The sequence below is a fragment of the Helicobacter sp. genome (assembly GCF_029067145.1).
In the GTDB taxonomy this organism is placed as follows: Bacteria; Campylobacterota; Campylobacteria; order Campylobacterales; family Helicobacteraceae; genus Helicobacter_D.
Genome location: NZ_JAIEFA010000092.1, coordinates 19,427 through 29,055 on the forward strand (window position 1 = coordinate 19,427; position 9,629 = coordinate 29,055).

Genomic DNA, 9,629 nt, shown 5'->3' on the forward strand with positions numbered 1-9,629 from the left:
TTAAGATTATTCATTACGCAAAACTTGCAAAGGGTCAATTTGTGTTGCCTTTTTGGCAGGATAATAAGAGGAGGAAAAAACGATTCCAAAAGAACCAATGAGAATGAGCACCAAGTCTATTAAAGACAATTCCAAAGGTAATTTGTCGCTACCATAAACATCCGCTGGTAATGAAATAATGGGAAAGGAAGAAAGCAACACAAGAATGATGGCTGCTAGGATTCCACCGACAAGAATCCCGCTAATGCCAATAAAATTCCCCAAATACAAAAAAGTCTTTTTGATTTCGGTTGCACTTACGCCCATTGTGAGAAGCAAGGCAATTTCTTTACGCCGACTCATTACGGTCATCAAAAGCGAGCTAATAATATTGAGTGAGGCGACAAGGATAATCAACATAAGCACGATAAAGAGCGCACGTTTTTCTAGAGCAAGAGCTGCGAAGAAATTGCCATTTTGCTCCCACCAACCCACGAAATGAATTTGTGGATAATGTTTTTGTAGGGCAAGAATGTCTTTGCGTGCATCATCAGAATAAATATGGATTCCATCATAAACATCATAGGGCAGCTCTTTGATAGTTTGCAGAGATTCTAAATTAGTATAAATATAACCCTTATCGTAGGCAATCAATCCAGAATCAAAAATGCCCACAACATTAAAATGTTTCATTGTGGGAGTAAGGCTCATTGCGGTGGGAGTTAAATGCGTAAAAATCAAGAGAAGCTTAGAGTTTAACTGCAAGCCATATTGTTGTTGCAGGGTTTTGCCTACAATAATGTCAAATGTGTTGCTTTCATAAGGCAAGCCAAAATTTTGTTGATAGGATTTTTGGGTCTTTTCAAATGCTGTTTGGAAAATAGGATTCAGCTTGCTTTCGCGCTCAAAATCCACGCCAAATATCATTGCGCCTTCCATTCTTGCCCCTCTTTTGGAAATTGCCTGCATTTGCACAAAGGGACTGAATCTTAGATGTTTAAAGCGCGATTCCATTTCTTTTAGCATAGAAGAGTTTATCGCTTCAAATCCGCTACTTATGGCAGTGATAGGATAGTTCATAATAAATAATTTGCGCTCAAACTCCTTATCAAATCCATTCATTAATGCCATTGCAACGATTAAAACCATTACGCCAATGCAAACACCCAAAAACGCTAAAATTGCGGTAACAGAAATAAAAGGCTGCGCCTTATTGAATCGCAAATAGCGACGCACTAAAAAAGAAATCAGTTTGGTGTTTTGCGAGGAAGTAGTAGAGGGTAAGGATTGCATTAAGATTCCTTGCGGTTTGCTAATACGCCGCTTTTGGGTCCGCTTTTGCCACAACAATCTTTATATTTTTTGCCGCTTCCACAAGGGCAAGGTTCATTGCGCACGGGTTTTGTTTTTGTGTTACCAAAAGTCGCGCCCTTAGTGGAATCTGTTAGTTTTTGACGTGCTAATTCTGCTTCTTTTTCATTTTCTTTGACCGCGGGTTTTAGTTGCACTTTTTGAAGCATTTTAATTGCAGTGTATTTAATCTGTGCGGCAAGCTCCAAGAAAAGATTATAACTTTCTTTTTTGTATTCTACAAGCGGGTCTTTTTGGTTGTATCCACGAAGCCCGATTCCTGTTTTGAGATTGTCCATTACATAGAGATGTTCGCGCCACAAGTTGTCTAATGTTTGCAAATAAACGAGTTTTTCAATCTCATTACGCGTTTTTTCGTCTAATATCTGCATTTTTTCTTCATAATCGTGGGATAAAATTTCTTCAATATAGCCTTCAAAGTTATGATTTGTTTTGTAGTATTCCTTTAAAGAATCTTGATTTAAAAGTGCATTAAAATCTTCTTGCGCTTGCGCACAAAGCAATCCTAAGTCATCTTCCTCGCTAAAAACTTCGCATTTTTGCAAAAGCATTGTAATGGCTTCTTGGCGATTCTCAATGATTTTGTGCGAAATATTGTGGTTGGGGTCTAGCATTTCATCTCGGACGCGATAGATTGCCTTTCTCTGTTCGTTTGCGACATCATCGTATTCTAGCAAATGCTTTCTTGCTTCAAAGTGCATACTTTCTACTTTTTTCTGTGCGTTTTCAACCGAACGCGTAACGAGATGAGATTCTATGTGCTCTCCCTCGTCTAATCCTAGTTTGTCCATAATGTTTTTAATCTTATCACTTCCAAAAATCCGCAATAATGGGTCTTCAAGGCTTAGATAAAATTGGCTTGTGCCCGGGTCGCCTTGTCGCCCACTACGTCCTCTTAGTTGATTGTCAATCCTGCGTGATTCGTGCCTTTCTGTCCCGATGATATAAAGTCCGCCAAGTGAGCGCACTTCGTCATTAATCTTAATATCCACCCCGCGTCCAGCCATATTAGTAGCAATCGTTACAGCCCCTTTGCGCCCTGCGTCTTTGATGATTTCGGCTTCTTTGGCGTGCTGTTTAGCATTTAGCACAGAATGTGGGATTCTTTCTTTTTGGAGTAATGCGTGGATTTTTTCGCTTTTTTCTATGGAGGCAGTCCCTACAAGAATCGGTTGTCCTTTTTGGTGGAGTTCTATGATTTTTGTTGCCAAAGCTTTAAACTTTTCCGCCTCTGTTTTGTAAATCAAATCGTTTAAATCTTGGCGCAAAATAGGCACATTTGTCGGAATAGAAACAACTTCTAAATTGTAAATTTGTAGAAATTCGCTTGCTTCTGTCTGTGCTGTTCCTGTCATTCCGGCGAGTTTTTCATAAAGCCTGAAGTAGTTTTGATAAGTAATATCCGCAAGCGTTTGGGATTCTTCCTTGATTTGCACTCCTTCTTTTGCCTCTAAGGCTTGGTGTAACCCTTCGCTAAAACGTCTCCCCTCGCTTAATCTCCCTGTAAATTCATCTACAATGACGACTTCACCTTCCCGCACGACATAATCTTTGTCCTTTTTAAAAAGCTTATTTGCCTTGAGCGCTTGGTCTAAATGGTGTGCTAAAATCGCATTTTCAATGCTGTATAAATTATCTACACCAAAGAGTTTTTCTGCCTCATTGACGCCTTCTTCGGTAAGTAGAATCGTGCGATTTTTTTCGTCCAAAGTATAATGTTTTTCTTCTTCTAATTTCAGTGCAACAACATTGGCTGCTTTATAATTATCTAAAGTGCGATTGGCGGGACCTGAAATAATCAAAGGAGTGCGCGCCTCGTCAATCAAAATAGAATCCACTTCATCTACGATTGCGAAATGATGTGTTTTTTGGACTTTTTGGTGGAAGTCATATTTCATATTGTCGCGCAAATAATCAAATCCAAATTCGTTGTTTGTGCCATAGACAATATCGCTAGAATATTGCTGCAATCTATCCTTGTCGTCATAATTTCCGCTGACAATTACCCCCACAGAATATCCCAAAAATTCATAAAGCGGACGCATAAGCTCCGCGTCTCTTTGGGCAAGATAGTCATTGACTGTTACGATATGCACACTTTTGCCAACCATAGCGTTGAGGCAAACAGGAAGCGTGGCGACGAGAGTTTTTCCTTCACCCGTTTTCATTTCCGCGATTTTACCTTCGTGTAACACCATTCCACCGATGAGTTGGACATCAAAATGGCGCAGATTCAAAACTCTTTTGCTTGCCTCTCTTGTGATTGCAAACGAATCATAAAGCACTTCTTCAAGGGCTTTTTTGGAATCTTGCGCTTCTTGAACTTGAGTTTTTAGCTGTAAAAAAGCTGCTTTTAATTCCTCATCACTTAGTTTTTGATAGTTTTCTTCTAGAGCGTTGATTTTACGAATCTCTTTGTGATAATGGCGAATCAATCTGTCGTTTTTGCTGCTAAAAATTTTCTTTACAAGGGTGAGTATCATAATCTAAACCTTTCCTTATGTTAGATTCTATTTTATAAAATAATAATAAAGCAATCTAAAAAGTCGTAATTTTAGCATAAATGCACTATTACTTAGATAAAATACAACGAAATATTTTATATTTAAAGAGGAAAAAATGATTTTTGTTGATGCGTGTTTTAAGAAAAAAACTCCTTACACACCTGTGTGGTTTATGCGTCAAGCGGGAAGATATTTGAGTGAATATAAAGAAGTGCGTAAGCAGGCAGGAGATTTTTTAAGCCTTTGTAAGAATCCGAAATTAGCAAGTGAAGTTACTTTGCAGCCTGTGGAGATTTTGAATGTTGATGCGGCAATTTTGTTTAGTGATATTTTGGTTGTGCCGCTTGAAATGGGAATGGATTTAGGATTTTATGCAGGAGAGGGACCAAAATTTGCTAAACCCATAGAATTCCAAAAGGATTTGGAAGACTTAAGCGATGAAGCGTATAAAAGATTGGATTATGTGTATGATACAATTTCTCTAACGCGCCAAAATCTAGCTAAAGAGAAAGCATTGATTGGATTTTGCGGTGCGCCTTGGACGCTTGCAACCTATATGATTGAGGGGGAGGGGAGCAAAACTTATGCGAAGTCTAAAAAGATTCTGTATTCCAACCCACAATTTCTACACGCAATCCTTGCAAAAGTTACACACAATCTAAAACATTATTTAGAATCGCAAATACAAGCAGGAGTGAATGCAGTAATGGTATTTGATTCGTGGGCAAGTGCGTTAGAAGAGAGTGCGTATTTGGAGTTTGGTTGGAAATATTGCAAAGAGATTGCAAGTTTCATAAAACGCAAATATCCCCATATTCCTGTGATTTTGTTCCCCAAAGGAATCTCTGCATATTTGGAAAGAATAGACGGAGAATTTGATGTCTTTGGCGTGGATTGGAGCACACCGCTTGGAATCGCAAAAGAAAAATTGGGGCATAAATATGCTTTGCAAGGCAATTTAGAGCCGTGCAGAATCTATAATACAGATTCTATGCTTGAGGGCGCTCGGGAGATTTTGGAGTTGATGAAAGATTCTGCACATATTTTTAATTTAGGACACGGAATGCTTCCGGATTTGCCACGTGAGAATGCAATCAAGCTTGTGGAGTTTATCCATAATTACCGCTAGATTTCATTATGCTGTCCTTGTAAGAAATTTTAACAAATTTCATAGCAATTTATAATTTTAATTTGCAAGGGCAGGAGTTTTGGCATTAGTTATCCTTGATTTCTATGAAATAGTTTTTGATAGTTTTTATTTTTTTAATCAAATTATCTATTCTTAACAAAATGGGTAAAAAATTAACATTTGAAAATAGTTTTTTGTAAAATAAAACGATAATGTTTAAAATTTAATTGATATGCTTTAGAATCCAATGTATAATGGTTTCGCTCTTAGGTAGCACGAATTAGATTTAGGAAGGAGCTTTATGAATAAAGTTTTGAGTATGGTTATTTGGGCGATTGTAGCTCTTATTGGCGCTTGGTGCTTTGGTGTTTTGGCATTACATCAAGGCGAGACAATTTCTGCAGTATGGATTGTGGTAGCCGCGGTATGTATTTATATGATTGGTTACCGATTCTATTCAAAATACATTGCAGAAAAAGTTTTAGGCTTAGACGACAATCGCGCGACTCCTGCATTAACGATGAACGATGGACGCGACTTTTGTCCAACGAATAAAATTGTTTTGTTTGGACACCACTTTGCCGCTATTGCTGGTGCTGGTCCTCTTGTGGGTCCAATTTTGGCAGCCCAAATGGGATATTTGCCTAGTATGATTTGGGTTGTGGTTGGTGTTGTGCTTGCCGGAGCAGTGCATGACTTTACGGTGCTTTTTGTTTCAATGCGCCGCAATGGTAAATCACTAGGTGAAATCATCAAACTAGAGTTAGGTAAGGGCGTTGGAAGTATTGCAATGATAGGGATTTTGGGCATTATGATGTTGATTATTGCGATTTTGGCACTTGTAGTTGTAAATGCTCTTGCGGAATCTCCTTGGGGGTTATTCACGATTGCAATGACGATTCCAATCGCAATTTATATGGGAATCCATATGCGATTCTTACGACCGGGTAAAATAGGTGAGGCTAGTATTATCGGTTTTGTATTGTTGCTTCTTGCGTTATTTTATGGACAAGAAGTTGCCGCAAACCCAACTTTATCCGCGATATTTACACTAACACCCATTACATTAACTTATATAATGATTGGTTATGGCTTTGTTGCAGCGATTCTCCCTGTATGGTTTTTGCTTGCTCCTCGTGATTATCTAAGCACATTCTTAAAAATCGGTGTGATTGTGTTAATGGCAGCAGGAATCTTGATTGTCGCACCAGATATTCAATTTCCAAGTGTTACGAAGTTTATTGATGGGACAGGACCGGTTTTTAGCGGACAGCTCTTTCCTTTCCTTTTTATTACCATTGCTTGTGGGGCAATTAGCGGATTCCACGCGCTAATTTCTAGTGGGACAACTCCAAAAATGTTAGAGAAAGAATCCCACGCAAGAATGGTAGGCTATGGTTCTATGGTTATGGAATCGGCAGTTGCAGTTATGGCGTTGATTGCTGCGTGTATTTTAACTCCAGGATTGTATTTTTCTATCAATGTTGCTCCTGCAGGGCTTGGAACAACAGGAATCACAGATGTAGCGCAAGCAGCAGCAGTTGCAGCACAAACAATTAACAATTTTGGTTTTGTCATTACGCCACAAGAAATTTTAGATATGGCAGGAAATATTGGCGAAAAAAGTATCTTGAGCAGAACAGGAGGCGCACCAACTTTTGCGATTGGTTTGGCAACAATTATTTCGGAAGTTCCTTTATTTAATCAAGGCTCTACTGCGTTTTGGTATCACTTTGCGATTCTTTTTGAAGCATTGTTCATTTTGACTGCTGTCGATGCAGGAACGCGTGCGGGACGCTTTATGGTGCAAGATGTATTGGGTAATGTGTATGCTCCTATTGGAAATATTCAATCTATGTTTTGGGGTGTGATTGCGACCTTGATTTGTGTTGCAGGTTGGGGTTATATCCTTTATCAAGGAATCACTGACCCACAAGGTGGTGTAAAATCACTTTGGACACTCTTTGGAGTTTCTAATCAAATGTTGGCTGGAATGGCGTTATTACTTGTAATTTCCGTGCTTTTTAAAATGGGCAAAGCAAAACAAGCGTGGGTTGTGATTCTACCTGCTGCTTGGGTTTTAATCTCTACGCTTTATGCGGGAATTTTGAAATTGCTTCCAGCTAATGGCGAGAGAGTGCATGATGCTGTAAGTCATATTGCACTTTGGCAAATCAATAGTGCAAAAGCAGCGCAAGCAACAGACCCAGCTTTGGCAGAAAGATTTGCGACAATTGCGACAAATAACTTAGTCAATGCAGGACTTTGTGCATTCTTTATGTTTGTTACTTGCTTGATTTTAATTCAAACCATTCGCATTTGCCTTAAAGCAACAAAAGGTGAAATAGATATTCCACTTGCGGAATCCCCTTATGAGGAGGCTAGTAAGTATGAAGGAAAAATTGCCGCACACGGATAAAAATCCAAAAATCACCAAGAGCATAAAAGTTTGGTTAGAAGCATTTGCTTCTAACCTTATCCAAATATATCGGCGTTCAGATAGGTTTTTTCATTTGCTTGTGGGCATGCCAAGTTATGACAAATATGTGGAACATATGCGGCAAAATCACCCTGATAAGATTCCAAAATCTCAAAGGGAATTTTTCAAAGAAGCAATGGAAGCAAAATATGGCGCGGGAAGAAATAAATGCTGATAAGCCAAACACCATAAGTTTATGGATACACTAAGGAACTAGGCATTTTATCTTGTCCTCTGAATTAATCTGTAAAATCAAAACAACAATTTTCCTAAAATCTCCTATTTAAACAATAAAGAAATAAAAAGTGGAATAAGAAATGCTTTTAAATTTTAAAATTTAAAAAGGAGTTTAAATGCTATCTTCAGTAAATCCTTATGGAATAGGAAATATTTACCCAAATCCTCAAGTGGGTGCTATCAAGCCACAACAAGATTCGGCAAAAGTAGAATCTCAAGAAGTGCAAGAGACGCAAGAGTTACCTAATTTATCGCAAACTGCTTTAGAGATTCGCAAGTTTAGTGATGGTGTCAAAGGTGCAAATGAAATGATTGGTGCAATGCAGATTGCAGATATTACATTAAATGGATTAGGAAATCAAATAAAAAGTAGTGGAGAAAATATAGCACAATTAGATAATACTGCTAAAGCCGCTCAATTTAAAGGGGAATCGCTCTTTGGAAAGGAATTAACGCTAACGCTTGCAGGAGAAAATGTTTCACTTTCTCTCCCATTGCCAAGTCAGATTCAAGGTTCTATTAGTGAGAGTTTAACAAATAAGCATAATGAGATTATGCAAAAAATGGGAAAGATTAGTGATTTGATTGAAAAGGCAAGTTTGCCGATTGGTGCTCCCACCACTCAAGAATTTGACTTTGAAAATTTTGACCCTAATACATTAAAAGGTTTGTTTGGGTAATAAGAATTAGCACTCGCTAATTAAAGCGAGTGCTAAAGAGTAGATTTTCTAACGTTGTGTTTGATTATTTCTATCAGAGATTTTTTCCTCTAGAAGTTTATCCAAAACATCTACCACATCATCAGAAGCCGCTTCACCTGTTTCAAATAAAGATAAAATTTCTTCATTTGCATCTAAGCCTTTATTTTTAAATAACTCTAACGCATTTTTAAAGGAATCATGCACATTTGCGTGTGGAGATTCTAAGTTGTTATAATTTGGCAATTTACTAAACATTTCTTTGCCGTTTCCTTGTTCATACCATTTTCCAAGTCTGCAATCGTGATGGTTGGCTAATTGTAATTCTTTATTGTTATCTACAATAGCTCTATAACTATTCATTTTGAAAAGCAAATGGTCTAATTTAACAAGCCCGATAAATGTAGTATCTAATACATTTGCAGAATTTTGGCGCACATCCATAGAAGCTTCTCCTACTTGGATAAACTTTGTAACTTCTCCATTGACTTGGTCCATTTCATCTACAATTTCTTCTGTGGAAGTTTGCACTTCAGAGAAATTTTGGCGTAATACTTGGATATTCATTTCAATTTCTTTGGTTGCTTTTTGTGCGCGTTCTGCAAGTTTGCGCACCTCATCGGCTACGACAGCGAATCCTCTTCCGTGTTCTCCTGCACGTGCTGCTTCAATCGCGGCATTGAGGGCAAGTAAATTGGTTTGGTCACTCACATCAGTGATAAGGTTGATGACATTTGTAATGGAGTCAAGGTCTTGATAGACTTGTGAAATCATTGTTTGGAAGTTGTTAAGTTTTTCTACTGCGTTAGTAACACCGCTCGTAATCGCTTCTTCAAGGATTTTGGTTTGTTGCACATTTTCTGTAGAAGTTTTTTTTGCTTCTTGTAACATTTCAACAGAATTTGCAAAGTTATCTTGCAAAATTTTCAAATGCTTAGAAGATGAAATGGTTATCATATTTAAAATTCTATTGAACATTTTAATACGATTTTCATCAGCATTGTATTTTTCAATAAGTAAGCTATGCTCAGTTTTTTCTTCGCTGCATTTGCGTAAGGCATTCTCAAGTTGCTCAATTTTTGCGTGCAATGCTTTATTCTCTGCTATTAATTCCTGTTCTCTCTTGTTGTTATTAAACATTAAAACATCCCCTTCTTTGATTTTGAATAAGAAAATTTAATTTTATCTAAAAAATCCAAAATTTTTATTGAAAAAATAAATTATATAGAATC

The 9,629-nt window shown here is 37.7% G+C and carries 7 protein-coding genes; 4 read left to right on the top strand and 3 right to left on the bottom strand.

What is annotated here, in order from left to right; translation table 11 throughout:
* Window positions 1-6: 6 nt before the first annotated feature.
* Window positions 7-1,272, bottom strand: a complete 1,266-nt coding sequence (locus K2N75_RS08730) for an ABC transporter permease (RefSeq protein WP_297680143.1) — start codon at window positions 1,270-1,272, stop codon at window positions 7-9.
* The gene (gene secA / locus K2N75_RS08735) at window positions 1,272-3,833 is read right to left on the bottom strand and encodes a preprotein translocase subunit SecA (RefSeq protein ID WP_297680144.1); all 2,562 of its coding nucleotides are present in this window, start codon (window positions 3,831-3,833) and stop codon (window positions 1,272-1,274) included. The genes K2N75_RS08730 and secA overlap by 1 nt, the downstream gene beginning before the upstream one ends.
* 136 nt (window positions 3,834-3,969) lie before the next feature.
* Between secA and hemE the strand changes: the two genes are divergently transcribed.
* From hemE to K2N75_RS08755, 4 genes are all read left to right on the top strand, one after another.
* A complete protein-coding gene (hemE, locus tag K2N75_RS08740; protein ID WP_297680145.1) occupies window positions 3,970-4,983 on the top strand; it encodes a uroporphyrinogen decarboxylase in 1,014 nt (337 codons plus the stop codon).
* Between the two features lie 301 nt (window positions 4,984-5,284).
* Window positions 5,285-7,402 carry a carbon starvation CstA family protein gene (locus tag K2N75_RS08745; RefSeq protein WP_297680146.1) on the top strand — a complete coding sequence of 706 codons (2,118 nt, stop codon included), beginning with the start codon at window positions 5,285-5,287 and terminating at the stop codon, window positions 7,400-7,402.
* Window positions 7,403-7,424: 22 nt separating this feature from the next.
* A complete protein-coding gene (gene kcuS, locus K2N75_RS08750; RefSeq protein ID WP_297680149.1) occupies window positions 7,425-7,637 on the top strand; it encodes a KCU-star family selenoprotein in 213 nt (70 codons plus the stop codon).
* 178 nt (window positions 7,638-7,815) lie between these two features.
* Entirely contained in the window at window positions 7,816-8,379 is a 564-nt protein-coding gene (locus tag K2N75_RS08755) for a flagellar FLiS export co-chaperone (RefSeq protein WP_297680147.1), read from the top strand.
* A 48-nt stretch (window positions 8,380-8,427) separates the two neighbouring features.
* Here the strand turns inward: K2N75_RS08755 and K2N75_RS08760 are convergent, their stop codons facing one another.
* Window positions 8,428-9,537 (bottom strand): methyl-accepting chemotaxis protein, encoded by a 1,110-nt coding sequence (locus K2N75_RS08760; RefSeq protein ID WP_297680148.1) that lies wholly within the window; start codon window positions 9,535-9,537, stop codon window positions 8,428-8,430.
* Window positions 9,538-9,629: the final 92 nt, after the last annotated feature.